28 protein-coding genes are annotated in these 26,156 nt (G+C 62.8%); 27 read left to right on the top strand and 1 reads right to left on the bottom strand.

Annotation, left to right across the window (positions count from 1 at the left end):
- The first annotated feature begins 1 nt into the window (after position 1).
- Complete coding sequence (gene pgsA / locus AACI_RS13620; RefSeq protein ID WP_012811960.1) at positions 2-541, top strand: CDP-diacylglycerol--glycerol-3-phosphate 3-phosphatidyltransferase; 540 nt, start codon at positions 2-4, stop codon at positions 539-541.
- A 27-nt stretch (positions 542-568) separates the two neighbouring features.
- Positions 569-1,015 carry a 3-hydroxyacyl-ACP dehydratase FabZ gene (gene fabZ / locus AACI_RS13615; protein WP_012811959.1) on the top strand — a complete coding sequence of 149 codons (447 nt, stop codon included), beginning with the start codon at positions 569-571 and terminating at the stop codon, positions 1,013-1,015.
- Positions 1,016-1,038: 23 nt separating this feature from the next.
- Here the strand turns inward: fabZ and AACI_RS13610 are convergent, their stop codons facing one another.
- A complete protein-coding gene (locus tag AACI_RS13610; protein ID WP_012811958.1) occupies positions 1,039-1,650 on the bottom strand; it encodes an RNA polymerase sigma factor in 612 nt (203 codons plus the stop codon).
- A gap of 371 nt (positions 1,651-2,021) precedes the next feature.
- On the opposite strand from AACI_RS13610, the gene AACI_RS13605 reads away from it, so the two are divergent.
- The 25 genes from AACI_RS13605 (at position 2,022) to rpoB (ending at position 26,114) form a co-directional block, all read left to right on the top strand.
- Positions 2,022-2,492: a CtsR family transcriptional regulator gene (locus AACI_RS13605; protein ID WP_012811957.1), complete on the top strand. Its 471-nt coding sequence runs from the start codon at positions 2,022-2,024 to the stop codon at positions 2,490-2,492.
- A gap of 16 nt (positions 2,493-2,508) precedes the next feature.
- A complete protein-coding gene (locus AACI_RS13600) occupies positions 2,509-3,030 on the top strand; it encodes a UvrB/UvrC motif-containing protein (protein WP_012811956.1) in 522 nt (173 codons plus the stop codon).
- 12 nt (positions 3,031-3,042) lie between these two features.
- Positions 3,043-4,122, top strand: a complete 1,080-nt coding sequence (locus tag AACI_RS13595; protein ID WP_012811955.1) for a protein arginine kinase — start codon at positions 3,043-3,045, stop codon at positions 4,120-4,122.
- Positions 4,119-6,557: an ATP-dependent Clp protease ATP-binding subunit gene (locus tag AACI_RS13590; protein WP_012811954.1), complete on the top strand. Its 2,439-nt coding sequence runs from the start codon at positions 4,119-4,121 to the stop codon at positions 6,555-6,557. The genes AACI_RS13595 and AACI_RS13590 overlap by 4 nt, the downstream gene beginning before the upstream one ends.
- 188 nt (positions 6,558-6,745) lie before the next feature.
- Positions 6,746-8,092: a DNA repair protein RadA gene (radA, locus tag AACI_RS13585; protein WP_012811953.1), complete on the top strand. Its 1,347-nt coding sequence runs from the start codon at positions 6,746-6,748 to the stop codon at positions 8,090-8,092.
- Positions 8,093-8,101: 9 nt separating this feature from the next.
- The gene (gene disA, locus AACI_RS13580; protein ID WP_012811952.1) at positions 8,102-9,181 is read left to right on the top strand and encodes a DNA integrity scanning diadenylate cyclase DisA; all 1,080 of its coding nucleotides are present in this window, start codon (positions 8,102-8,104) and stop codon (positions 9,179-9,181) included.
- Between the two features lie 21 nt (positions 9,182-9,202).
- Positions 9,203-9,928 carry a CDP-diacylglycerol--serine O-phosphatidyltransferase gene (gene pssA / locus AACI_RS13575; protein WP_012811951.1) on the top strand — a complete coding sequence of 242 codons (726 nt, stop codon included), beginning with the start codon at positions 9,203-9,205 and terminating at the stop codon, positions 9,926-9,928.
- A gap of 192 nt (positions 9,929-10,120) precedes the next feature.
- Entirely contained in the window at positions 10,121-11,212 is a 1,092-nt protein-coding gene (locus AACI_RS13570; RefSeq protein WP_012811950.1) for a PIN/TRAM domain-containing protein, read from the top strand.
- Between the two features lie 116 nt (positions 11,213-11,328).
- Positions 11,329-12,057, top strand: coding sequence for an IspD/TarI family cytidylyltransferase (locus tag AACI_RS13565; RefSeq protein ID WP_012811949.1), 729 nt, complete (start codon positions 11,329-11,331; stop codon positions 12,055-12,057).
- Positions 12,035-12,529 (top strand): 2-C-methyl-D-erythritol 2,4-cyclodiphosphate synthase, encoded by a 495-nt coding sequence (gene ispF / locus AACI_RS13560; protein WP_012811948.1) that lies wholly within the window; start codon positions 12,035-12,037, stop codon positions 12,527-12,529. Before AACI_RS13565 ends, ispF begins: the two co-directional genes overlap by 23 nt.
- Positions 12,526-14,010, top strand: a complete 1,485-nt coding sequence (gltX, locus tag AACI_RS13555) for a glutamate--tRNA ligase (RefSeq protein WP_012811947.1) — start codon at positions 12,526-12,528, stop codon at positions 14,008-14,010. The genes ispF and gltX overlap by 4 nt, the downstream gene beginning before the upstream one ends.
- A gap of 7 nt (positions 14,011-14,017) precedes the next feature.
- Positions 14,018-15,442, top strand: a complete 1,425-nt coding sequence (gene cysS / locus AACI_RS13550) for a cysteine--tRNA ligase (protein ID WP_012811946.1) — start codon at positions 14,018-14,020, stop codon at positions 15,440-15,442.
- Complete coding sequence (locus AACI_RS13545; protein ID WP_012811945.1) at positions 15,439-15,852, top strand: Mini-ribonuclease 3; 414 nt, start codon at positions 15,439-15,441, stop codon at positions 15,850-15,852. The genes cysS and AACI_RS13545 overlap by 4 nt, the downstream gene beginning before the upstream one ends.
- Entirely contained in the window at positions 15,849-16,616 is a 768-nt protein-coding gene (gene rlmB / locus AACI_RS13540) for a 23S rRNA (guanosine(2251)-2'-O)-methyltransferase RlmB (protein WP_012811944.1), read from the top strand. The genes AACI_RS13545 and rlmB overlap by 4 nt, the downstream gene beginning before the upstream one ends.
- Positions 16,591-17,133, top strand: a complete 543-nt coding sequence (locus AACI_RS13535) for a YacP-like NYN domain-containing protein (RefSeq protein ID WP_041707627.1) — start codon at positions 16,591-16,593, stop codon at positions 17,131-17,133. Before rlmB ends, AACI_RS13535 begins: the two co-directional genes overlap by 26 nt.
- A 115-nt stretch (positions 17,134-17,248) precedes the next feature.
- Positions 17,249-17,920, top strand: a complete 672-nt coding sequence (gene sigH / locus AACI_RS13530) for an RNA polymerase sporulation sigma factor SigH (protein ID WP_008339833.1) — start codon at positions 17,249-17,251, stop codon at positions 17,918-17,920.
- Positions 17,921-18,022: 102 nt separating this feature from the next.
- Complete coding sequence (gene rpmG, locus AACI_RS13525; protein WP_008339831.1) at positions 18,023-18,172, top strand: 50S ribosomal protein L33; 150 nt, start codon at positions 18,023-18,025, stop codon at positions 18,170-18,172.
- Positions 18,173-18,206: 34 nt separating this feature from the next.
- Positions 18,207-18,440 (top strand): preprotein translocase subunit SecE, encoded by a 234-nt coding sequence (gene secE, locus AACI_RS13520; RefSeq protein WP_008339829.1) that lies wholly within the window; start codon positions 18,207-18,209, stop codon positions 18,438-18,440.
- A gap of 36 nt (positions 18,441-18,476) precedes the next feature.
- On the top strand, positions 18,477-19,022 hold the full coding sequence (nusG, locus tag AACI_RS13515) for a transcription termination/antitermination protein NusG (protein WP_008339827.1): 546 nt from the start codon (positions 18,477-18,479) through the stop codon (positions 19,020-19,022).
- Positions 19,023-19,173: 151 nt separating this feature from the next.
- Positions 19,174-19,602 carry a 50S ribosomal protein L11 gene (rplK, locus tag AACI_RS13510; RefSeq protein WP_035469244.1) on the top strand — a complete coding sequence of 143 codons (429 nt, stop codon included), beginning with the start codon at positions 19,174-19,176 and terminating at the stop codon, positions 19,600-19,602.
- Between the two features lie 59 nt (positions 19,603-19,661).
- Complete coding sequence (rplA, locus tag AACI_RS13505; RefSeq protein ID WP_012811941.1) at positions 19,662-20,363, top strand: 50S ribosomal protein L1; 702 nt, start codon at positions 19,662-19,664, stop codon at positions 20,361-20,363.
- A 215-nt stretch (positions 20,364-20,578) separates the two neighbouring features.
- On the top strand, positions 20,579-21,091 hold the full coding sequence (gene rplJ / locus AACI_RS13500; RefSeq protein WP_012811940.1) for a 50S ribosomal protein L10: 513 nt from the start codon (positions 20,579-20,581) through the stop codon (positions 21,089-21,091).
- Positions 21,092-21,164: 73 nt separating this feature from the next.
- Complete coding sequence (gene rplL, locus AACI_RS13495) at positions 21,165-21,539, top strand: 50S ribosomal protein L7/L12 (RefSeq protein ID WP_218917088.1); 375 nt, start codon at positions 21,165-21,167, stop codon at positions 21,537-21,539.
- 61 nt (positions 21,540-21,600) lie between these two features.
- The gene (locus tag AACI_RS13490) at positions 21,601-22,200 is read left to right on the top strand and encodes a class I SAM-dependent methyltransferase (RefSeq protein WP_012811938.1); all 600 of its coding nucleotides are present in this window, start codon (positions 21,601-21,603) and stop codon (positions 22,198-22,200) included.
- A 395-nt stretch (positions 22,201-22,595) separates the two neighbouring features.
- Entirely contained in the window at positions 22,596-26,114 is a 3,519-nt protein-coding gene (gene rpoB / locus AACI_RS13485) for a DNA-directed RNA polymerase subunit beta (protein WP_394295660.1), read from the top strand.
- Positions 26,115-26,156: the final 42 nt, after the last annotated feature.

The raw sequence follows: 26,156 nt of genomic DNA, 5'->3' as shown, positions 1-26,156 counted from the left end.
CGTGAACCTGCCCAATCTGTTGACGCTCTTGCGTCTGCTTTTGATTCCGTGCTACCTTTGGGCATTTTATGGCGTGGAAAGTCCGCACAAGATCCTGGCCTTATCCGTGTTGTTGTTCGCAGGTCTCACCGACGTCCTGGATGGCTACCTCGCTCGCACGTACAAGCTGGAAACCTACACAGGTCAGCTGCTCGATCCTTTGGCGGACAAGCTGATGATGGTGTCGGTCTTGTTCACCCTGCTGGCGTCGGGGCGCCTTCCCTGGTTGGTTGCCGCCCTCCTCGTCTTCCGCGACGTCGCGATGATCGCGGGCGCGGCGTTCTTTTACTTCCGGGGCAAGCGCGCGGTGCCGAAGGCGAACTGGTGGGGCAAGATCACGACCTGCTTTTACTACGTTGGCATCTCGTTCTGCATCCTCGCGTGGCCCACACCCGCGGCCGGCGAGATGGTGCTCTGGTTCACGGTGGGCCTGTCGTACGTCACCACCGTGATCTACGTCCGAAGCATGAAAATCATTCCCGTGCGGCGCCGCGTGTACTGAGGCGCTCGAACCGATGGAGGTCCTTGAATGGAATGGAAACTGCCCCTCGGCATCGATGAAATTCAACAAATTTTGCCGCATCGCTACCCGTTTCTCCTGGTCGATCGCGTCACGGAGATCGACGGCGGCCGCGCGGTGGGCTACAAGCTCGTGACCGCAAATGAACCGCACTTCCAGGGCCATTTCCCCTCCTATCCCATCATGCCGGGCGTCCTCGTCATCGAGGCGATGGCGCAGCTCGGCGGCGTCGCGATTTTGTCCGATCCGGCCTACCGCGGCAAGCGCCCGCTGCTCGCCGGTGTCGACGGCGCGCGCTTCCGCGGCGAGGTGAGACCCGGAGACCGGCTGGACATGGAGGTCGTGATCGACCGCATGAAGGGCCGGATGGGCCGCGGAACGGGCAGGGCGCATGTGGACGGCAAGCTGGTGGCGGAAGCGACCATCCTGTTTGCCATTGCGGATGGCGAGGCCTGATGTGGCCTCGCCTTTTCAAATGCTCACAGGTCGCTTGGTGACAGACCCGCTTCCAGGGCCCGCTGGCGCATCTTGTGAAGGGCGCGCATGCGCCACGTGCGGATGGTCGCGGGGCTGACGCCGAGGCGCTCCGCCATCTCGCCCGTCTCCAAACCTGCAAGTTCCAACGCGAGCCAAGCGCCTTCGCGGGGCGACAGCTTGGCTTCGCGCGCCAGTCGCAGCAGGGTCAGGCGCTGGTCCACGCTGTGGAATGGCTCGAGGCCCTGCGAGCAGCAGGAATCTCGGCGCCCGGGCTCCTCGTCCCAATCTTCGTTGCTCCCCTCTTCGGATTCCCTCTGAAACGCGGTGCGATCCTGCGCCAACCATATCCTTCGCATGGCTGTGCGGGTGTCGCCATACACTCGACTTGCGGCGTATGCCGGAAACGGCGCGGCGGCCGGATCGTGCGTGGCGATGGCGTGCAGAAACGCGGCACACGCCTCCTGATACGCCTCGTCGTACCCGGCGGCGCGCGCGTAACGTGTCGCCGCTCGCCGCAAGAGCGGTCGAAACATCTCGAACAGGGCGTGTAAGCAAACGTCGTCCCCTGCGCGAGCGCGAATGACCAAATCGTGCAACACCGACAGCGGAAGCATGAACCTTTCCCTCGCTTGGGCGGGCCGGCCCGCGAAAATTCGCATGCGAGGCAAGCATAGGCCCTCGGAGGTGGGCAATCCCGTCGCGAATGGCGCATAAGACACCGCTTGGGGACTGAGCGGGCCGTGCACTGGAAGGTCTGTCTACGTCGACGCTGCCGTCAAAAGCGAGCATGTCCCCTTCGAAAGGTTGCAGGCTGTTGTGGCGAGAGGCGCGGGCGCAGAATGCGTTGGATTTTTGTGCACACTAGAGCCAAACCCCTCTTGCATTTCCCGCGGGCAGGTGTATAATAAGGTCAAGAAAAGTCAAAGTCAAAAAATCAAAATCAAACGGAACCTCAGAGGACGGTGCTGCGTTAGGGGTTGTCATCATGGCAAGCAACATCTCGGACATCATCGAGGCGTATCTGAAACGACTCATGGAGGAAAGCGGGCTCGACGTGATCGAGATTCAGCGCAATGAGCTCGCGGAGCAGTTTCACTGCGTCCCGTCTCAGATCAACTACGTCATCAGCACGCGCTTCACGACGGATCACGGGTACATCGTCGAGTCGAAGCGCGGCGGCGGCGGTTACATCCGCATCCGGCGCGTCAAACTCGACAAGGATCACCTGCTGTGGGACGTGCTGAGATCGCTCGGGGACGAGGTGAGCCAGTCCGCCAGCGAGGCGCTGATCGAACGCCTGCACCGGGACGGGTGGCTGACGGATCGCGAAGCCGCGTTGATTTCCGCCATGTTGCGGCGGGAAGTGCTTGCGCTGGGCCTTCCATACCGAGACCGGCTGCGGGCGAAGTTGCTGGCGAGTGCGCTGCAGGCGTTGGCGGCGCACCGAAAACCTTGAAAGCGAGGTGGGACCGATGCTTTGCGAGCGGTGCCATGAGCGACCGGCGACGGTCCACGTGACGAAAATCATCAACGGTGTGCAAACGGCCTATCACCTGTGCGAGGTATGCGCCAAAGAACAGGGCGACGTGTTCCCCAACCCGTTTTTGATGGGAAGCCCGTTCGACTTCAACAAGCTCTTGAGCGGGCTCTTAAACATGGAGTCGTCCTCGGGATTCGCGCCTGTCACGACACAGGCTCAGCAGCGATGCGGAACGTGCGGGATGACGTACAACCAGTTCACGCAGATCGGCAGGTTTGGCTGCCCGGACTGCTACGACGCGTTTTCGACGCGGCTTGAGCCTCTGTTGCGGCGCATCCAGAATGGGCTTCGCCACACGGGAAAAGTCCCGGGCTCGGCGGGCGAGCGCCAGCAGCTGGCGCGCAAACTGGAGCAGCTACGCCGGGAACTACAGCAGGCCGTGGCGCAGGAGCAGTTCGAGCGCGCGGCGCAACTGCGCGACGAAATCCGCAAACTGGAACAGGGCGCGCAGTGAGGAGGTGTGCAGATGTCCCTCGCAGACTTTGTCAAACGAACCATCAGCAAATGGATGAAAGAAACAGGGCCCGAAGACGACATCGTGCTCACGAGTCGCATCCGGCTCGCCCGAAACCTGAAAGGATTTCCGTTTCCGACGCTGGCGACCGACGCGCACGCCAACGAGGTCATGGAGCTCGTGCGGCAGGCCGCGGAGAACGACGCCATGAAACGGCTTGGCAAGTTCGAGTTCATCCGTTGCCGGGATCTCTCGCCGCTCGATCGCCAGATGTTCGTCGAAAAGCATCTCATCAGTCCCGATCTCGCGCAGCAAGAGAAGCATGGCGCCATCGTCCTCCGCGACGACGAGGTCGTCAGCATTATGGTCAATGAGGAAGACCACCTGCGCATCCAGTGCATCCTTCCAGGGCTTCGCCTCCAGGAGGCGTGGAACCTGGCGAGCCAGGTGGACGACGCCCTCGAGCAGACCTTGACCTACGCGTATCACGATCAATACGGTTACCTGACGGCCTGTCCGACCAACGTCGGAACCGGCATTCGGGCATCGGTCATGATGCACCTGCCGGGCCTCGCGCTCACCGGCGGAATTCAGAGGCTGCTCACAGCCGTGTCCCAGGTCGGGCTGGCGGTTCGGGGCATCTACGGCGAAGGGTCGGAGTCGTTCGGGAATCTCTATCAGGTGTCGAACCAGATCACGCTGGGCGAGAGCGAGGAAGAGATCATCGCGAATCTGATGAGCGTCGTCCAGCAGATCATCGAGCAGGAGCGGAACGCGCGCAAACTCCTGATGGAGCGCAACCGGATCCAGCTCGAGGACCGCGTCAGCCGCTCGTTTGGCATTCTGGCGTATGCGCGCAAGATGGATTCGAAAGAAACGCTGGAGCGGCTGTCGGATGTGCGACTCGGGATCGATCTCGGCATTATCCAAGGCGTGTCGGCCGGCATCCTGAAGGAACTGATGGTGCTCACGCAGCCGGCCTGTCTGCAAAAATACTACAATCGCGAGCTGAGCCCGAACGAGCGTGACGTGCGGCGCGCGCAGTTGATTCGGGATCGGCTGAGAATGAATGATACGGAGGTGCATGGATGATGTATGCACGGTTTACGGAGAGAGCGCAAAAGGTGTTGGCGTTGGCGCAAGAAGAGGCTTCTAACCTGAATCATCCGGGCGTGGGCACCGAGCACATTTTGCTCGGCCTAATCCGCGAAGGCGAGGGGATTGCCGCGAAAGCTCTGCAGATGCTCGGCGTGCAGGCGGACAAGGTGCAACAGGAGATCGAGCGGATGGTGGGCCGCGGGCAGACCCCGGTCACGGCGATGACCTACACGCCGAGGGCGAAGAAGGTCATTGAGCTGTCCATCGACGAAGCTCGGAAGCTCGGTCACTCGTACGTGGGGACGGAACACCTGCTGCTCGGCCTCATCCGTGAGGGCGAAGGCGTTGCGGCGCGCGTGCTCGCCAACATGAACGTGAATCTGAACAAGGCGCGCCAGCAGGTGCTTCAGCTCTTGGGCGGCGACGCCATGGACATCGCGGGCGACAAGGACGCCTCCGTCGGCACGCCGACGCTCGACAGCCTGGCGCGCGATCTGACGCAGATGGCGCGCGACGGCAAGCTTGATCCCGTCATCGGGCGCGAGAAGGAAATTGAACGCGTGATTCAGGTGTTGTCGCGGCGCACGAAGAACAACCCGGTGCTCATCGGCGAACCCGGCGTCGGGAAGACCGCCATCGCCGAAGGGCTGGCGCAGCGCATTGTGACGGGGGATGTGCCGGAGACGCTGCGCAACAAGCGGGTGATGGTGCTCGACATGGGCACGGTGGTCGCCGGTACGAAGTACCGCGGTGAATTCGAGGATCGGCTGAAGAAGATCATGGATGAAATCCGCCAGGCCGGAAACGTCATCCTGTTCATCGACGAGCTGCACACGCTCATCGGGGCCGGCGGCGCCGAGGGCGCCATCGACGCGTCGAACATCCTGAAGCCGGCGCTCGCGCGGGGCGAGCTCCAGTGCATCGGCGCGACCACGCTCGACGAATACCGCAAGCACATCGAGAAGGACCCGGCGCTCGAGCGGCGCTTCCAACCCATCATGGTCGACGAGCCATCGCCGGAGGAGGCGCTGGAGATTCTCAAGGGCCTGCGGGATCGGTACGAAGCGCATCACCGCGTGAAGATCACGGACGAGGCGCTCGAGGCGGCGGTGAAGCTGTCGGATCGGTACATCTCGGATCGGTTCTTGCCGGATAAGGCCATCGACCTGATCGACGAGGCCGCTTCGCGCGTGAGGCTGCGCACGCACACCGCTCCGCCGAACCTCAAGGAGCTCGAGCAGAAGTTGGAGAAGGTGCGCAGTGAGAAGGACGCCGCCGTGCAGAGCCAGGAGTTCGAGTTGGCGGCCAGCCTGCGCGACGAGGAGCAGAAGATCAAGGAGGAGCTCGAGCGGCTGAAGGAGACGTGGCAGAAGACGCAACAACTGGACGACGTGCGCGTGACGGCGGAGGACATCGCCCACATCGTGTCGTCGTGGACGGGAATCCCGGTGCAGCAGCTTCAGCAGGACGAGTCGGAGCGGCTGCTCAACCTGGAGAAGATCCTGCACGAGCGGGTCATTGGGCAGGACGAGGCGGTCGAGGCCGTCGCCAAGGCCATTCGCCGCGCGCGCGCTGGCCTAAAAGATCCGAAGCGGCCGATTGGCTCGTTCATCTTCCTCGGGCCGACGGGCGTCGGGAAGACGGAGTTGGCGCGTGCGCTTGCTGAAGCGCTGTTTGGCGATGAGGACGCGCTCATCCGAATTGACATGTCGGAGTACATGGAGCGCCACTCCACGTCGCGGCTCGTCGGATCGCCGCCGGGATACGTGGGGTACGAGGAAGGCGGTCAGTTGACCGAGAAGGTGCGCCGGAAGCCGTATTCCGTGGTGCTTTTGGACGAGATCGAAAAAGCGCACCCGGAAGTGTTCAACATCCTGCTGCAGGTGCTGGACGACGGCCGGCTCACGGACGGCAAGGGCCGCACGGTCGACTTCCGCAACACGGTGATCATCATGACGTCGAACGTCGGCGCCGAGGAGCTGCGCAAGGGCGGTGCGCTCGGCTTCAAGCGGGAAGAGGATAAGTACCTGGGCATGAAGGACAAGGTGATGGACGAACTCAAGCGCACCTTCCGGCCCGAGTTCCTCAACCGCATCGACGAGATCATCGTGTTCCACCCGCTGGATGAGACGCACATCGAGCGGATCGTGGACAAGATGGTGGACAATTTGAAGCGCCGCCTGAAGGAGCAGGAGATCGAGTTCGAGCTCACGGACGAGGCGAAGAAGTTCCTCGCGAAGGTCGGATTCGATCCGCAGTACGGCGCGCGGCCGCTGCAGCGAGCCATTGTCCGCAACGTCGAGGATCTCCTGTCGTCCGCGCTCATTGCGGGCGAGATCAAGAAGGGCGATCGCGTCCTGCTCGGCGTGGACGGCGACAAGTTGCGGATCGAAAAGGTGAACGAACAGCCGGTCGGCGCGGGGGCGTGACCGCAGAAACAACCGTAAAAGCAGTCAAGGGGGCAGCTGAGCGTGCGCGCGCACGTCGGAGCTGCCCCTTTGTGTTGCGCGCTGTGGACACCTTCGCACCCCTGCTCGCAGAAATTTCGCGTCCAGCATGGACGTACGCGGAGAGTTCTGTATCATGTTGATGAGGAGTTGGAAGGCGGCGAGGCGGATTGCCGAAGGTCAAGACGCGATACGTGTGCCAGATGTGTGGCCATGTCGAAGTGAAATGGATGGGGCGATGCCCCGCTTGCGGCGAGTGGAACACGCTGGTGGAGGAAGAGGTTTCGCCGAGCGGCCGATTCGCGCCCTCGAAGGCGCGAGTGGTGCCGAAGCCCATCGTGTCCATCCCGGCTCAGGCGGAGAACCGGTTGAGCACGGGCCTGTCCGAGTGCGACTTCGTGCTCGGGGGTGGCGTGGTGCCCGGGTCGCTCGTGCTTATCGGCGGAGATCCCGGAATCGGAAAGTCGACGCTGTTGCTGCAGGTGTCGCACGCCATCGCGAAGAACGGCCACCGCGTGCTTTACATTTCGGGCGAGGAGAGCGCGACTCAGATTCGCCTGCGGGCCGAACGCCTCGGCACCGTGCACGGCGAATTATACGTGCTGGCCGAGACTGATCTCGACGCAGCCCTGGAAGCGGCCGTGGAGCTGAAGCCTCAATTCCTGATTGTCGACTCCATCCAAACCGTGTTTCGGCCGGGCCTCGCCTCCGCGCCCGGGAGCGTTGCGCAGGTTCGGGAGTGCACCGGTCTGCTCCTGCGCGTGGCCAAGGCCGAGAGCATAGCCACCTTCATCGTCGGGCATGTGACGAAGGACGGGGCCATCGCGGGGCCGCGCATGCTCGAGCACATGGTCGACGCCGTCTTATACTTCGAGGGCGATCGCCATCATATGTATAGAGTGCTGCGCGCCGTCAAAAATCGGTTTGGCTCAACCAACGAGCTGGCGGTTTTCGAAATGAGGGACGACGGGTTGCGCGAGATCTCCAATCCGTCCGAGCTGTTTCTGTCGGAGCGCCGCGACATTGCCCCTGGCTCGGCCGTGGTGTGCGCCATGGAAGGGCGGCGCCCGCTTCTTCTCGAGGTGCAGGCGCTCGTCGCCTCCACGTCGTTCGGCACGCCGCGGCGCATGACGACGGGGGCCGACCTGCAGCGCATGAACATGCTGTTGGCAGTTTTGGAGCGGAGGCTCGGCATGCAGCTCGGGTCGTGTGACGCATACGTGAACATCGCGGGCGGGGTCCGCGTGGAAGAACCAGCCGCCGATCTCGGCATCGCCTTGGCGCTCGTGGCGAGTCACCGCGATCGCCCCTTGCGGCAAGGGGTCTACATCGGAGAAGTGGGTCTCACGGCCGAGGTGCGCGCCGTGACGCGGCTTGCCGAGCGCATTCGCGAGGCGCGTAAACTTGGTTTTCATCGCTGCATCGTTCCGGCTGGGCAATCCGTGCCCGAGGCCGTGCCTGGTATGGAGATTGTCCAAGTTCGCTCCGTGCAGGACGCGATCGATCAAGCCTTTTGAGGTGACATTGTGAAGGACGACGCCAAGCGGGAAGCTGCCATCAATAAAATCTTGCGCATGGTTGCGCCAGGGACCGTTCTCCGAGAGGGAATCGAGAACATTCTGCGCGCCAAGACGGGCGGGCTCATCGTCGTCGGCGCGACGGAAACCGTGCTCTCCATGATGGACGGCGGTTTCGCCATCCAGTGCGATCTGACCCCGTCCCATCTGTACGAGCTCGCGAAGATGGACGGCGCCATCATCATCAGTGAGGACGCGAAGAAGGTCCACTACGCCAACACGACGCTGAACCCGGACCACACCATACCCACATCGGAAACCGGGACGCGGCATCGCACCGCGGAGCGCGTGGCTCGCCAGAGCGGCCAGTTGGTCATCTGCATTTCGCAGCGCCGAAACGTGATCACGCTATACCAAGGCAATTTGAAATACGTGCTGCGCGACATCAGCGTAATTTTGGCCAAAGCCAATCAGGCGCTGCAGACGCTTGAAAAATACAAGACGGTCCTGGAGCAGGAACTCACGGATCTCAGCGCGCTGGAATTTGAGGAGGCCGTGACGCTGGAGGACGTCACGCGCGTTCTTCAGCGGTTCGAGACGGTGCTGCGCGTGACCAACGAGATCCGCCGCTACATCATCGAGCTCGGCAACGAGGGGCGATTGGTCAGCATGCAGCTGGAGGAACTCGTCTCGGACGTCGACGAGCAGGCGTACCTGCTCATCAAGGACTTCGCCCATCCCGAGTGTCCTCACACGCCGCATCAGATCATGTCGCAGATCCACAACCTCTCTTCCGAGGAACTGCTCGACGGGGCGCTGCTGGCGCGCATTCTTGGGTATCCGCCGAGCGTCAACCAGCTTGAGGAGAGCGTTCCGTCGCGCGGTTACCGGATTTTGAACAAGATCAGCCGGTTGCCCCAGCCCGTGATCGAAAACCTCGTCGAGCACTTCGGCGTTCTGTCCAACATTCTCAAGGCGTCGATGGCGGACCTGGATAAAGTGGAGGGCGTCGGCCCGGTCCGCGCCCGCATGATTCAAAACGGACTCGGACGCATTCAGGAGCAAGTGCTGATTGATCGTCAGATTTGACCCGCCCGGGAGGCGTGAGGCTTGTATATTCGATGGATTCCCAACGCGCTGACGGCCCTCAATCTCGTCGCTGGGCTCAGTTCCATGCTGATCCTGCAGGCAGGGCGGGTCGGTCTCAGTGCGCTTTTCGTCGTCTTTGGCATGATCATCGACGGCTTGGACGGGCGCGTTGCGCGGTGGCTTCGAGCGGAAAGCGAATTCGGGCGCATCCTCGATTCCCTGTCGGACATCGTGACGTTTGGTGTCGCGCCGGCCATGATCATGTACCGCGTGGAACTGCGGCACCTCGGGATCTTGGGCGATCTCGTTGCCATCCTGTTTCCTCTTTGCGGCGCCCTGCGCCTGGCGCGTTTTCACACCCAGCGCGGTCCTGCCGACACCTTCATCGGCCTGCCGATCACGGCCGCGGGCGGCGTCGAAGCCACGCTCGCCCTGACCCAATCCGCGTTCGAGCCGGCGTCGATCATCCTGTCCGCAGCCACCGTGCTCCTGTCGCTCTTGATGGTGAGCTCGATTCCCTATCCCAACTTCAAGCGCCTGTCCTATCCCAAGTCCATTTTAGTCTTGGTGCCGTTGTTTGCGCTTCTTATCGCCTGTATCCTGCGGTTCCAAATTGTCGGCACCGACGTCCTGATCTTCGCCGTCCTGGGGCTGTACGCCGCGTACGGCATGGTCCACGCCATTCGCTCGTCCATCGTCGCGCGCAAACACGGAGACGGCGACATGGCCCACGGCACGAAGAAGTAATCCTTGTGCGCTCACGCAGACCATGGAATCGCTTTACGCGCAACCTGAAACATGTTACACTGAACATGGTGCTCCAATTTTTTCAAAACCGTTGAACGATCTCGTCCGTCGGCAAAATTCCAGGTGTTTTGGAAGTGCATCGGTTAGGATGGGATAGAGGACGTGCATACTAGGCACAGGAGGTGACGTCGGATGATGAAGAAGGTCGTGCACCTGTTTTTCGTGGTTGTCGGTGTCTTGTTAGGTTATCAGCTTTGTCCGGACTTATTCCTGGATGTTTTTCATCTGCATCGCTCGTTTGTGACCACCAACTGGTTCGGTGCCGCCGTGGGCGGCGCGCTGTTTTTGGTGGCGACCGTTTCTCTCGCAGGCTACGTTTCCGCGCTTTTGCGATGGCTGGAGGAGCGGCTGAAGAGCGCGCCCCTCGCCGACATCCTGGGCGGCACCATCGGCATGGTCATTGGGCTCGTCGTCGCATACCTGTTCTCGCCCGAAATTCGCGCGATTCCCTTGGTCGGCGTCGCCGTGGAGTTTTTCCTCGCGGTGTTTTTCGCTTACCTTGGCCTGCGCATCGGGTTCACGAAGCGCGAGGAGTTGTGGAACCTGTTGGCGGGGCGCCTCTCGCGCGATCGCGACCGTTCCGACGGCAAAGACAAGAAGTCGGGGCTCAGGCCCGGGGACGCGAAGCTCTTGGACACGTCGGTCATCATCGATGGCCGGATCGCGGACCTCGTCGAGACGGGTTTTCTCGACGGCACGCTCGTCATTCCTTCGTTCGTCCTGGCTGAGCTCCAGCACATCGCGGACTCCTCCGACGCGCTGAAGCGAAACCGCGGACGCCGCGGGCTCGACATCCTGAATCGCATCCAGAAGGAGTCGAAGGTCCAAGTTCAAATCGTCGAGACCGATTTCGACGACATCCAGGAAGTCGACGCGAAACTCGTCCGGCTCGCAAAACAGATGCGGGGCAAGGTCGTGACCAACGACTTCAACTTGAACAAGATCTGCGAGCTGCAGGGTGTGCAGGTCCTGAACATCAACGATCTCGCCAACGCCCTCAAGCCGGTGGTCCTGCCGGGTGAGGAGCTGCAGGTCCACGTGATCAAGGACGGCAAGGAGCACAATCAGGGCGTGGCCTACCTCGATGACGGCACGATGATCGTCATCGAGGGCGGGCGCGAATATATCGGCGGCAAGATCACCGTGCTCGTGACGAGCGTCTTGCAGACGTCTGCGGGGCGAATGATCTTCGCCAAGCCGAAATTGTTGGAAAAGGCGCTGTGAGCTGGCGGAACGGCGCGTGCGTGTGAGGTTCAACTGGCGACGCTGCGGAGGGCGAGGGCGCGGAGCGCGTCCTCGGCCTTTCCATGCTGTCGGGCGTTGGGGAAAGGGGAACGCGGATGTGGGTGGCTATCGTGGTGGCGGCCGGTGAAGGCCGTCGCATGGGTTTCAAAAAGCAGTTTCTCGATCTCGCCGGGCGCCCGATGTGGCTTCGCTCGGTTGAAGCCATGATCGGCGGCGGCGCGAACGAGATTGTCGTGGTGGCGTCTCCAGCAGACGTCGATCGCATGAGGGAGGAGGCCGATGGCGCCGGGCGCGACATTCACTTCGCAGAAGGCGGCGAGACGCGCCACGCGTCCGTTGTGTCGGGCGTAAAGCGCGCGTTGGAATTGGTCTCGCGCCAGAAGGTGGATCCGGCTCGGTCCGCCTTCGCCATTCATGACGCCGCCCGTCCCTTCGTGGCCGAGGAGGATGTGCGGCGCGTGTTTGAGGCCGCCGTGCGGGCCGGGGGGGCGGTGCTCGGATCTCCTTGTCGAGACACCGTCAAACGCGTGGAGGGCGGCTTGGTGCAAGAGACTGTTCCCCGGGACAAGCTGTTTCTTGCGGAGACGCCTCAGGCGATTCGGGCCGATCTCGTTCCACGCGTGTACCTGGAGCGCCACTATTCGGCAGAGAATTCCCCCACGGACGACAGTGGGGCGATGGAGGCGGTGGGCGTGCCGGTCGTCGCCGTGGCGTCGACGGCGTTTAATGGCAAGATCACGACGCCCGCCGATCTCGACTACGCGCGCTGGCTGGCGCGCGAACGGTGGGGGAGGGCGGAACATGCGGATCGGACTCGGGTATGATGTGCACCGGATTGCGGAGGGCAGGCCGCTTGTGCTGGGCGGCGTGCGCATCGATGCTCCGTTTGGGCTTCTCGGCCACTCGGACGCCGACGTCATCGCGCACGCCATCATCGACGCGCTGCTCGGCAGCCTTGGCCTCGGCGACATCGGTCAACACTTTCCGCCGGATGACGACCGGTTCGAGGGCGCCGACAGCTTGTCGCTCATGCGCGAGGTAGTCGCCATGATCGAGCGCGAGGGGTATCGCGTGGGCAATGTGGACGTGATGGTCATCGCGGAGCGGCCCAAGTTGCTCCCGCACGTGCCGGCGATGAGGAGGCGCCTCGCGGAGGTGCTTCAGGTTCACGAGCGCGACGTGTCCATCAAGGCCACGACGAATGAGAAGATGGGCTTCATCGGGCGCGGAGAGGGCATTGCCGCGCAGGCGGTGGCCCTGGTGGTCCGTCTCGACAAGAGGGGGCAGACGCCGTGAGCGTGCGCGTGCGGTTCGCCCCAAGTCCGACGGGCCATCTCCACATCGGCGGTGTGCGCACGGCGCTCTTCAACTTCCTCTACGCGCGGCACACCGGGGGGCAGTTCATCCTGCGGCTCGAGGACACGGACGTGGACCGAAACGTCGCCGGGGCGGAGCAGGCGTTTGTGGAGGCATTCCGCTGGCTCGGCCTGGCGTGGGACGAGGGTTTCGACATCGGCGGGCCGTACGGGCCGTATCGGTGCAGCGAGCGGATCGCCATCTATCGGGGCCATGCGGAGAAGCTGCTGGAATCCGGGATGGCGTACGCGTGCTTCTGCCTTCAGGGCGAGGCGAAGGAAGTTCGCCCGGAAGAGGATGCCGACGATGGCCCGAGTGCGGGCGCGAGCGGCTGCACCGGGTCGTGTTCGTCGCTCGATCCGGCGGAGGCTTTGAAGCGTATCCAGGCGGGCGAGCCGCACGCCATCCGGTTCCGCGCGCCGTCCGGTCCGCCCATCGTGGTGCGGGATATCGTCCGGGGCGAGATCGCCTTTGAGCGCGAGGATCTGAGGGACTTCGTCATCATCAAGCGGGATGGCATGCCGACGTACAACTTTCAGGTGGCCGTCGACGATCATCTCATGGCCATCACGCACGTGATTCGAGGCGAGGAGCATTTGTCCAACACGCCGCGCCAGCTCCTCATCTACGAGGCGTTTGGCTGGCAGCCTCCGCAATTCGCGCATCTGCCGATTGTGCTCGATGAGTCGCGGAAGAAATTGTCGAAGCGCGATCCGAACGTCCTGCCGGTGTCGGCATACCGCGAGCAGGGCTACGTCCCGCAGGCCATCGTGAACTTCTTGGCGCTCCTCGGATGGTCTCCTGGGGATGAAGAGGAAATCTTTGATCTGGACGAGCTTTGCGCGCGGTTCGATCTCGACCGCGTCGGGCGCGCCGGTGCCGTGTTCGACGTCGCCAAGTTCCGCTGGATGGCGAACCAGTACTTCAAGTCGCTTGACCCGAAGGAGGCGGTTCGGCTCATCCGCGAACAGGCTGTGCGCCTGAACTATTCGTTTCCGCCGTACGTGGACGACGAGTGGCTCGAGCGGGCCGTGGCCCTTGTCCAGGACGGCCTCGCCTGTGCGCGGGAATTCTTCACCGCCGCGAGGGTGTGGCTTGAGCCCGAAGTGGCGTACGATGAAGAAGCGCGTGCGCTGCTCGCGACCGAGGGCGCCGCTCGCGTGGTTCGTGCGTATCTGTCGGCGTGCGAACAGGATCCGTCCTGGGATGAGGCGGCCAATCGGGCCCGTTTTCAGGCGGTGGGACGGGCGCTTGGCGTGAAGGGACGAGATCTGTTCATGCCCGTTCGGGCCGCTGTGACCGGTCATACGCACGGCCCCGATCTGCAGAAGTCGATGGCGCTTCTTCCGAAAGAGATGGCGGTGGAACGCATGCGCCGCGCCCTCGCGTTTGCACAAGCGCCGGAGCATCAGGGGAGGTGAGGATCGCGTGGGGATCCTGCTGTACAACAGTCTGACGGGCAAGAAGGAGCCGCTTCAGACGCTCGAACCCGGCAAGGTGCGGTTTTACGCGTGCGGCCCGACGGTCTATCACTTCTTCCACCTCGGGAACGCGCGCATGTTCGTGGTCTTCGACACCATCCGCCGCTACCTGGAGTACCGAGGGTACGAAGTGCGCTTTGTGCAGAACTTCACCGATATCGACGATCGCATCATTCAACGCGCGCAGGAGCTCGGCATCAGCCCGCGCGAGCTCGCCGAGGAAAACATTCGCTATTACTTCGAGGACGCGGGCAAGCTGTTCATCCGGCCCGCGACCGTGCACCCGCGGGTCACCGAGTGCGTCGACGAGATCATTCGCTTCATCCAGGATTTGATCGATCGCGGCCACGCCTACGAGCGAAACGGCAGCGTCTACTTTGACACGTCCTCCTTCCCGGAGTACGGCAAGCTGTCCCACCAGTCGCCGGAGGACATGCGCGCGGGCTACCGGATTGAGGTGCAGGACGAAAAGGACGATCCGACGGATTTCGCGCTCTGGAAGGCGGCGAAGCCTGGCGAGGAGTGGTGGCCGAGCCCGTGGGGGCCGGGGCGCCCGGGCTGGCACATCGAGTGCTCCGTGATGAACTACCTGTATCTCGGCGAGCAGATCGACATCCACGCGGGCGGGCGAGATCTCATCTTCCCGCACCACGAGAACGAGATCGCCCAGAGCGAGGCACACTCGGGGAAGACGTTCGCTCGATATTGGCTGCATAACGGCACGCTCAACATCAACGGCGAGAAGATGTCCAAGTCCACGGGCAACTTCATCATGGCCCGCGACCTCCTGGAGCGCCGGGACCCGCGCGCTGTGCGCTTTTTCCTTCTCTCCGCGCACTATCGGAACCCGCTGAATTACACCGAGGAGGCGCTGGATCAGGCGGAGCAGGCGCTGTCGCGGATCGACCGTTTGATCCGGGACTTGGACCACCGCGCGGAGGCCCTGAAGGCGATGCGCGGGGCGCTCGACCGCGCGGACGAAGTCCCGTCCACGCGGGGGCGTTCGGACGTGGAACAGATCCGAAGCGCCTTCATCCAAGCGATGGATGACGACTTCAACACGGCGGACGGGATGGCAGCCATCTTCGACGGCGTGCGCGTAGTCAACACACGCCTCGAAGAAGGCGGCGTGACCCTCGGCGATCTCCGCCTGTACCGGGATCTGTTCGTCGAACTGCTCGGCGTGCTCGGCATTCCGAAGAAGGAAGAGGAGCGTCTGGAGGACGAGATCGAGCGGCTCATCGCGGAGCGCGCAGAAGCCCGGAAGCGGCGCGACTTCGCGCGGGCGGACGAGATTCGCGACCAGCTTCGGCACCGCGGCATCGTGCTTGAGGACACGCCGTACGGCACGCGCTGGAGCTACGAATCATGAAGGTGAACTGGCGGGTGGACGAGGTCTCGCCGCTCGCGCTCGCGTTTCTGGGCGATGCGGTGTGGGAGATCTATGCGCGCAACCACTGCCTGAATCTCGGCATTCTTCGCCCGCGCGATCTGCAGCGGCAGGCCACGCGTTACGTCTCCGCCGTGGCGCAGGCCGAGGCCCTTCGGCTGCTGGAGCCCATGCTGACCGACGCCGAGCGCGACGTGATTCGGCGTGGGCGGAATCAGAAGTCGTCCCACACGCGCCGGAATGTCGATGTGGTGGTCTACCGGCTCGCGACCGGCTTCGAGGCGCTGGTGGGCTACCTGTACGCCACGGGCGAGCGGGAGCGGCTTGACGAGATCGCCGCCCATGCGCTCGCGGCGCTGGATGCGCAAAATGACCAAGCGAGGGAGCCATGAACATGTCCATGAGAGACGGCGCGCGGCGCCGATCGGCACAAGGAGAAGAGGCGGCCGATCTCGTCAAGGGCCGGCACGCCGTGCTGGCGGCGCTTGAGAGTGAACGGCCCGTGAACAAGGTGTGGGTGGCGGAAGGCGCTTCCGGCATGGACGCCATCGTGGCGAAGGCGCGATCTCGCGGCGTCGTGGTGCAGTTTGTGCCTCGGAGCCGGCTCGACGAGATGGCGAGCGCGCACCAGGGGGTCATCGCGCAGGTGGCACCGTATGCCTATGTCGATCTCGACGACGTCATTCGGCGCGACACGGGCTTTGCGCCGCTCGTCGTGGTGCTCGACGAGATCGCGGACCCGCACAACTTTGGGGCGATTTTGCGCACGGCGGAGGCATCGGGGGCGCAGGGCGTGGTCATCGGCAAGCGCCGACAGGCGCAGGTCACCGACGTCGTGGCGAAGGCCGCCGCAGGTGCGCTCGAGACGTTGCCCGTGGCGCGCGTGGCGAACGTCGCGCAGGCGCTGCAGCGGCTGAAGCAGGCGGGTTATTGGATTGTCGGCGCGGACGTGGAGGCCAAGGTGCCCTACACCGAGGTCGATTATCGGGGGCCCACGGCCGTGGTCATCGGCTCCGAGGGCCAAGGGATGCGCCGGTGGGTTCGCGAGCAGTGCGACTTTCTCGTGTCCATCCCGATTCTGGGCCGAGTGCAGAGTCTGAACGCCTCGGTCGCGGCGGGGGTCCTGCTGTATGAAGCGGTCCGCCAGCGGGCGTAAGGGGCGCTTGACGCGCCTCGTGATTGTCGATGGGTACAATGTCATCGCGAGGCGGGCGGGCCGAAGTTTGGCGCAGATTGAGGATCTGGAGGAGGCCCGCCGCGAAATCGAGGACCTGTTGAGCCAGTACCGCGCGATGTACGGCGAGGACGTGATCGTCGTGTACGATGCGCACCGCAGGCCTGGGCCGGGCCACGTGGAGGAGCAGGCGGGGGTGCGCATCGTCTTCACGGAGTCGGGCGAGACGGCGGACGCGCGGATCGAGCGGTTGGTGTACGATCTGCGGGACGAATATCGGGAGATCACGGTGGCCACGTCGGATGCGGCGGAGCAGCAGGTGGCGCTGGGCGGGGGCGCGCTGCGCATCTCCGCGAACGAGCTCTTGGTGCGGCTTGAAAAGATGAGGGAGGACATCGATCGCGAGACGCAGCGCCATTCGGCCGGCGATCGGCGGACGCTGCGCGATGCGCTCACGGGTGATTTGGCGAATCAGCTCGAACGATGGCGACGGCGATAGGTTCAATGTGTCGAAAATGGCGTCCTGACGCCTATTTTGCTGTCTCAACGCAATTGATCCTCTCAAATGGCATCATGTATAATGGCGTCATTCACGAGGCTCGGGGTGATAGAGTTTGTCGACGCAGCCGACACCAAGAGACGCCGACGCGGCCCCGCCGTACGACACGGCGCCCTACGAGAACATGACGGACGAAGAGCTGGTCGAGGCTGTTCATCGAGGCGACACCGACGCGCTCGACTATTTGATTCACAAATACAAGAATTTCGTTCGGGCCAAGGCGCGGTCGTACTTTCTCATTGGGGCTGATCGGGAAGACATCGTACAGGAAGGCATGATTGGGCTGTACAAGTCCATCCGCGATTTTCGCGGAGACAAGCTCTCCTCCTTCAAGGCGTTCGCCGAACTGTGCATCACGCGTCAGATTATCACCGCTATCAAAACAGCCACGAGACAAAAGCATATTCCGCTCAATTCCTACGTTTCGCTGGACAAGCCCATTTACGATGAGGACTCGGATCGCACGCTGCTCGACGTCATCTGTACCGTGCGCGTCGCGGATCCGGAAGAGCTGATTATAAACCAGGAAGAGTTTGACGATATTGAGGGTAAGATGTCCGAATTGCTGAGCGATCTGGAGCGCCAGGTCTTGATGCTGTATCTCGACGGGCGTTCGTATCAGGAGATTGCGGTGGATCTCGCTCGGCATGTCAAATCCATCGACAACGCCCTTCAGCGGGTCAAGCGGAAGCTGGAGAAATACTTGACGGTGCGCAACGTGATATGATAATGTTGTGCAGGTATGAGCCCCGGTTCGGGGGTTCTTCTGTTTCTGCGTCCATGACCGAGAGATCGGTTTCGTGGTCGGCTGACACGGGGAGGTGCCACAATGCGCGAGATCATCACCCTCGCTTGCACGGAGTGCAAACAGAGGAACTATACCACGACGAAGAACAAGAAGAATGATCCGGATCGTCTTGAGCTGAAGAAGTATTGCCCCACCTGCAACTCGCACACGACGCACCGCGAGACCCGTTGAGGCGCCGCTCATGGCCCACAAAGGAGCATCGAACGTGGCGAAACCGAACGATACCCTCGTGGAACTGAATCAGCACGCGAAGCGCACGGGCATCGTCGCCTTCTTCAAGGAGTCGTTCCGGGAGTTAAAGCGCGTTCGTTGGCCGAAGCGCCGTGAGGTCATTGTGTACACGGCGGCCTGCCTTTTGGTGTGTGCCATTTTGGGTGTGCTCATCTGGGCGTTTGACATCGGCGTTTCCGCGGCGATGTCGGCCATCGGCGTAGACTAACGCGTCATGGGGGTGGCGGGCTGCTCGCCCTGCTCAATGGAGAATCTTGAGAAGCAGTGGTATGTGATTCACACATACTCCGGCTACGAGAACAAGGTGAAGAGCAACCTCGAAAGCCGCGTGCAGACCATGGGCATGGAGGACCGGATTTTCCGCGTCGTCGTGCCCACGGAAGAGGCTGTCGAGATCAAAAACGGGAAAAAGCGCGTGGTGCAGCGCAAGACGTACCCCGGTTACGTCCTTGTGGAGATGATCATGACGGACGACTCTTGGTATGTCGTGCGCAACACGCCGGGGGTGACCGGTTTCGTGGGCTCGCCCGGCGCCGGATCGAAACCTGTGCCGCTCATGCCTCACGAGGTCGAGCAGATCTTGAGTTCCATGGGTGTGAACGAAGCGAAGCCTGTGGCGCAGTTCAAGGTCGGCGACGTCGTGCGCCTGACCAGCGGGCCGTTCGCGGACATGGTCGGGACGGTCGAGGAGGTTCATCCGGAGCACCAGAAGCTCAAGGTTCTCGTCTCCATGTTCGGGCGCGAGACGCCGCTGGAGGCCGACTTTACCCAGGTGGAGCACCTGCCTTGAGGTAGCTTGCGCCTTCTGATTTCAGGCAGCGAGCTGGCCGACATGATGTCGCCAGCTTTCTGTAGCCCAGCTTTTGCCGGGCTCGCATAGATGGTTTCCTGTGGGAGGGCAAACCCCGAACACCACATCTCGAGTGAAGGAGGTGGCTGTGTTGCCGAAGAAGGTCGTCAAGGTTGTGAAGTTGCAAATTCCAGCCGGAAAGGCAACGCCTGCGCCGCCGGTAGGTCCTGCGCTCGGCCAAGCGCAAGTGGGCAACATCATGGGCTTCTGCAAGGAGTTCAATGCGCGCACGGCCGATCAGGTCGGTTTGATCATTCCGGTCGTCATCTACGTGTATGAGGACCGCTCGTACACGTTTGAATTGAAGACCCCGCCGGCTTCCGTGTTGCTCAAGAAGGCGGCTGGCATCGAGACGGGTTCGGCGGAGCCGAATCGCGTCAAGGTGGGCAAGGTCACGCGAGCGCAAGTTCGCGAGATCGCCGAACAGAAGATGCAGGATTTGAATGCTGCGTCGATCGAGGCCGCCATGCGGATGGTCGAAGGCACGGCCCGCAGCATGGGCATCACGGTTGTCGACTGACGGCAAGCGGGAGCCCGTGGGAGGTTTGAACAACCGATTACCACGCGGAGGTGAGTGACATGGCAAAGCTCAGCAAACGTCTCCAGGAGCTTCACAAGCTCGTGGATCGCAATAAATTGTACGACGTCGAAGAGGCGATGGACCTCGTGAAGAAGACCGCCACCGCGAAGTTTGACGAGACGGTGGAGGTTGCGGTCCGGCTCGGCGTGGATCCGAAAAAGCAGGATCAGCAGGTCCGCGGCGCGGTCGTGCTGCCGCACGGCACGGGTAAGACGCCCCGGGTCCTCGTGTTCGCCAAGGGCGAGAAGGCGCGCGAGGCTCAGGAGGCGGGCGCGGACTTCGTCGGTGACGAAGACCTGATTCAGAAGATCTCCCAGGGCTGGCTCGACTTTGACGTCGCCGTGGCGACCCCGGACATGATGCCGGCGGTCGGACGTCTGGGCCGCATCCTCGGTCCCCGTGGCTTGATGCCGAACCCGAAGACCGGGACGGTGACGTTCGACGTCGCGCGCGCGGTGAACGAGATCAAGTCCGGTAAGGTCGAGTACCGACTGGATAAGGCGGGTATCATCCACTGCCCGATTGGCAAGGCGTCGTTCGAGAAGGAGCAGCTTGTCGAGAATTTCCGTGCGCTGATGAGCGCGCTCGTCAAGGCGAAGCCGCCAGCCGCAAAAGGCACGTATGTGCGGGGCGTGACGGTGTCGTCCACGATGGGGCCTGGCATCCGCGTCAACCCGCAGCGCGCGGCCGTCGGCGAGTGAGCCGGAGAGATCTGGCCAGAACCGTGTTCGTATGATATAACATCCATAGCGAAAGGCCGTAGACAGCAGGTCTGCCCTCCTAGGGCAGTGAAAGTTGCCTGCCGAGGCGTTTCCCGCACCGATGTGCAACAGGCATGTCGACTTTGGTGGGCGCCTCGCGTCGTCGAGGCGCCTTTCGCTGTGTAAAGGTCACATTTTGCGGGGAGGTGGGCCGTTTGGCAATTCGCCGTGCCGAAAAAGAGCAGATCGTGCAGTCCGTCGCCGAGCGCATGCGCCGCAGCAAGAGCATCGTGCTCGCCGACTACCGCGGCCTCACGGTGGCGGAGGACACCGAGCTGCGCGCGCGCCTGCGCCAGGCCGGGATCGATTACTCCGTCGTCAAGAACACGCTGACGACGCGCGCCGCCGAGCAGGCCGAGATCGAGGGGCTGGAGCCGTTTCTGACGGGGCCGACGGCCATCGCTTTCAGCTACGACGATCCCGTCGCGCCGGCGAAGATCCTGCATGAGTTCTCGCGCGAACACAAGGCGCTCGAGCTGAAGGGCGGATACGTCGAGGGCAAGGTCGTCGATGCGAAGGAGATTGAAGCGCTCGCGAAGCTGCCGTCGCGCGAGGGGCTCTTGTCCATGTTGCTCAGCGTCCTGCAGGCGCCGATGCGCAACCTGGCGTATGTGTTGTCGCAGGTGGCCGAAAAGCAGGGCGGCGAGGCGGCTCCAGCGGCCGAGTGAACCGGACGCACGTGGAGTCGGGGGTTGAAAGTCGCGTGTTTACGCGCAGACAAAATCGGATGAGGAGGGCTTTGTGATGACCACGGCTGAGATCTTGGAAGCTGTGAAAAACATGACGGTGCTCGAGTTGAACGAGCTGGTCAAGGCCATCGAGGAAGAGTTCGGCGTGACGGCGGCTGCGCCGGTTGCGTTTGCGGGTGCGGCTCCGGGCGCTGGTGAGGCGGCTCAGGCTGAGCAGACGGAGTTCGACGTGATCCTCGCGTCCGCAGGCGCTTCGAAGATCAACGTCATCAAGGTGGTGCGCGAGATCACGGGCCTCGGCCTGAAGGAAGCGAAGGAACTCGTGGACGGCGCGCCGAAGCCGATCAAGGAGAAGGTCTCGAAGGAAGAGGCCGAGAGCATCAAGGCGAAGCTCGAAGAGGCCGGCGCTTCGGTCGAAATCAAGTAAAACACGCAGAGCGTCGAGGGGTGCCCGATGGGCACCCTTTTCGCTTACCGGAGGTGGCGACGTGGAGCATTACTTTCAGGGCGATCCTTCTGCGCCGAGCGAAGAGCGCGTCGTCCGGGTCCAGGCTCGCGGTGTCACGGTGGCGTTGTGGACAGACCGCGGCGTGTTCAGCAAGGCGGGCTTGGACGAAGGGACGCGCCGCCTGATTGAATCGGTGGACCTCACTGGAGCGGCATCCGCGCTCGATCTCGGCTGTGGCTACGGCCCGGTGACGGCCATCCTCGCCCGCGTGTATCCCGGCGTGCAGTGGTGGATGATCGACGTCAACCGCCGGGCCGTGGAGCTCGCGCGCCGCAATACGGCCGATCTTGTCCCTCAGCCCGTGGTGCTTCAGCACGACGGCATCCCGCCAGACTTTGAGTTCCAATTCGATCACGTCCTTCTCAATCCGCCCATCCGCGCGGGCAAGGCCACGGTGTTTCGCCTGTACGAGGAGGCGCGCCGGGCGCTGAAGCCAGGCGGGAAGCTGTGGGTTGTGATTCAGAAGAAGCACGGGGCGCCATCCACAGAGGTGAAACTGCGGGAACTGTTCGAGCGGGTGGACGTCGCGCATCGAAAGGCGGGTTACTTCGTGTTCTGCGCGGTCCGGGAGTCTCCATAGGAGGCGCGATGGTCAAGCCCTGAGATCCGCCCGATCTCAAGGGCTATCATTCGCTTGATCGCGGCATCGGCATGTGATATCATCAACCAATGCAAACTGAGTTGTTTGGACGGATGCCTCCTCTTCGCGCATAAAATCCATCATTTTGGGGAATAGGTGAATACGACTGGCGTGTCCATCATCGTCTAGCATGCCGAGTTGAAAGAGAAGTGCTGCACGCAAAAGTCCAGAACAGGCGGTCGCTCATCGGGCGTCGTCCTGGCGTCTTTTTGTGTGCGGCGCTTGTCTCTTTGTCTGACTTGGCTCGTCCGAGCTCAAGAAGACCTCTGATGCAAAGCCTCCTTTGCGCATCGTCCAACAAATCCGCTTGAGGGGTGACGGTTTTGCAGGGACACATGGTCAAGTACGGATGGGCGGAGCGCCGCAGCTACGCGCGCATTCGCGAGGTCCTCGATCTCCCAAACCTCATCGAGATCCAACAGAAATCGTACGAGTGGTTCCTGCGGGAGGGCCTGCGCGAGACGTTCGCGGACATCTCTCCCATCACGGACTTCACCGGGAACCTTGTGCTTGAGTTCGTGGACTACAGCCTCGGCGAGCCCAAGTACGACGTGGAAGAATCCAAGGAGCGCGATGTGACGTATGCGGCGCCGCTTCGCGTGAAGGTTCGCCTGCTCAACAAGGAGACGGGCGAGGTCAAAGAGCAAGAGGTGTTTCTCGGCGACTTCCCGCTCATGACCGAGACGGGCACCTTCATCATCAACGGCGCGGAGCGCGTCATCGTGAGCCAGCTCGTCCGCTCCCCCAGCGTCTATTATAGCAGCAAGATCGACAAGAATGGCAAACGCACGTTCGCCGCGACGGTCATTCCGAACCGCGGCGCTTGGCTCGAGTTTGAGACGGACGCGAAGGACGTCGTGTACGTCCGGATCGATCGCACGCGCAAGCTGCCTATCACGGTCTTGCTCCGGGCGCTGGGATTGTCGTCCGACGCCGAGATCATCGAACTGTTAGGCGAGGACGAGTACCTGCAGAACACGCTCGACAAGGATACCACGGACTCGACGGAGCGGGCGCTCATCGAGATCTACGAGCGGCTGCGCCCGGGCGAACCGCCCACGGTGGAGAACGCGCGGGCGTTGCTTGCGTCTCGGTTCTTCGACCCCAAGCGGTACGATCTCGCCGCGGTCGGCCGGTATAAGATCAACAAAAAGCTCCATCTCAAGAACCGCCTGCTGAACCAGCGGCTGGCGGAGACGCTCGTCGACGAGGAGACGGGCGAGATCATCGCCGAAGCCGGGACGGTGCTGGATCGCCGCACGCTGGATCGGATCATTCCGCGCCTGTCTGGCAAGGTTGGGCGATTCACCATCCGCGGCACGCGGGATTTGTTTGAACAAGACGAGATCCCGCTGCAGATGGTGAAGATTTTCAGCCCGGCGGAGGACGGAAAGGTCCTGCACGTCATCTCCAATGGCGAACTGCCGGCGGACGTCAAATACATCACGCCGTCCGACATCATCGCGGCGGTCTCGTACTTCTTCAACCTCCTGCGCGGCGTGGGGACGACGGACGACATCGATCACCTGGGCAACCGGCGCCTCCGCTCGGTGGGCGAGCTGTTGCAAAACCAGTTCCGCATCGGGCTCTCCCGCATGGAGCGCGTGGTGCGCGAGCGCATGTCCATTCAGGATGCGAGCGCGATCACGCCTCAGGCCCTGATCAACATTCGCCCGGTGATTGCGGCCATCAAGGAGTTCTTTGGGTCCAGCCAGCTTTCGCAGTTCATGGATCAGACGAATCCGCTCGCTGAACTCACGCATAAGCGGCGCCTCTCGGCGCTCGGGCCAGGCGGTCTTACGCGCGAGCGGGCCGGCTTCGAAGTGCGCGACGTGCACTACTCGCACTACGGCCGCATGTGCCCCATCGAGACGCCGGAAGGGCCGAACATCGGCCTCATCAACTCGCTCTCGACCTACGCGTGCGTCAACGAGTACGGCTTCATCGAGACGCCGTACCGGCGCGTCGATCCAGAGACGGGCGTGGTGACGGATCAGATTGACTATCTAACGGCGGATGAGGAGGAGAACTACCTCATCGCGCAGGCGAACGAGCCGCTGACCGAGGACGGCCATTTCGTGGCCGAGGAGATCACGGTGCGCTCGCGCGAAGACGTGATCACCGTGAGCCGCGATCGCATCGACTACATGGACGTCTCGCCGAAGCAGGTCGTGTCGGTCGCCACGGCGCTGATCCCGTTCCTCGAGAACGACGACGCGAACCGCGCGCTCATGGGATCGAACATGCAGCGCCAGGCGGTGCCGCTGCTCGTGACCGATTCGCCGCTCGTGGGGACGGGCATGGAGTACCAGGCGGCGAAGGACTCCGGCGTGTGCGTGGTTTCCAAGCACAACGGCGTCGTGGAGCGCGTGACGGCCCGCGAGATCTGGGTGCGCGAGGAAGCCGTCGTGGACGGGCAGGTCGTGAAGGGCAACGTCCACAAGTACAAGCTCATCAAGTTCGCGCGCTCGAACCAGAACACCTGCCTGAACCAGAGGCCCATTGTGCGCGAGGGCGATCGCGTCAAAGTGGGGGATATTCTCGCGGACGGGCCGGCGACGCAAAACGGCGAGCTGGCGCTCGGCCGGAACGTGCTCGTCGCGTTCATGACCTGGGAGGGCTACAACTACGAGGACGCGATTCTCATCTCGGAGAAGATGGTGAAGGAGGACGTCTACACGTCCATTCACATTGAGGAATACGAGATCGAGGCGCGCGACACGAAGCTCGGGCCTGAGGAGATCACGCGCGACATCCCGAACGTGGGCGAGGATGCGCTCAAAAACCTCGACGAGCGCGGGATCATCCGCATCGGCGCGGAGATCACGACCAACGACATTCTCGTCGGCAAGGTGACGCCGAAGGGCGTGACGGAGCTCACCGCGGAAGAGCGGCTGTTGCACGCGATTTTCGGCGAGAAGGCCCGGGAGGTGCGCGACACGTCGCTGCGCGTGCCGCACGGGGGGGCCGGGATCGTCGTGGACGTCAAGGTGTTCACGCGCGAGAACGGCGACGAGCTGCCCGCTGGCGTGAACCAGTTGGTGCGGGTGTATGTCGCGCAAAAGCGCAAGATCTCGGAGGGCGACAAGATGGCCGGGCGCCACGGGAACAAGGGCGTCGTGGCGCGCATCCTGCCGGAAGAGGATATGCCGTTCCTGGAGGATGGAACGCCGGTCGAGATCGTGCTGAATCCGCTCGGCGTGCCGTCGCGTATGAACATCGGTCAGGTGCTCGAGACGCACCTGGGCATGGCCGCGAAGGTGCTGGGGCTGAAAATGGCCACGCCGGTGTTTGACGGCGCCAAGCCGGAGGACGTGTTTGAGACGCTTCGCGAGGCGGGCTTGCCGGAGGACGGCAAGCAGGTGCTGTACGACGGCCGGACCGGCGAGCCGTTCGAAAACCGCGTCACCGTGGGATACGTGTACATGATGAAGCTGCACCACCTGGTGGACGACAAGATCCACGCGCGCTCCACGGGTCCGTACTCGCTCGTCACCCAGCAGCCGCTCGGAGGCAAGGCCCAGTTCGGCGGTCAGCGGTTTGGCGAGATGGAGGTGTGGGCGCTGGAGGCGTACGGCGCGGCCTACACGCTGCAGGAGCTCCTCACGGTCAAGTCGGACGACGTGGTGGGGCGTGTCAAGACGTACGAGGCCATCGTCAAGGGCGAGAACGTGCCGGAGCCGGGTGTGCCGGAGTCGTTCAAGGTGCTCATCAAAGAGCTCCAGAGCCTGGGGATGGACGTGAAGATCTTGAGCGGCGACGAGCGCGAGATCGAGATGAAGGAGATGGACGACGACGAGGACAGCCCCGACAAGCTCAATCTGAACCTGGAGTACAACGAGGTCGGCGATTGACCCTGTGCGAGACCGATACCCAGGCACGACGATTGGAGGGTG

It is taken from the genome of Alicyclobacillus acidocaldarius subsp. acidocaldarius DSM 446 (assembly GCF_000024285.1).
Classification (GTDB): Bacteria; Bacillota; Bacilli; order Alicyclobacillales; family Alicyclobacillaceae; genus Alicyclobacillus; species Alicyclobacillus acidocaldarius.
The sequence above is the reverse complement of the archived record's forward strand: the minus strand, read 5'-3'. Positions and strand labels throughout refer to the sequence as shown.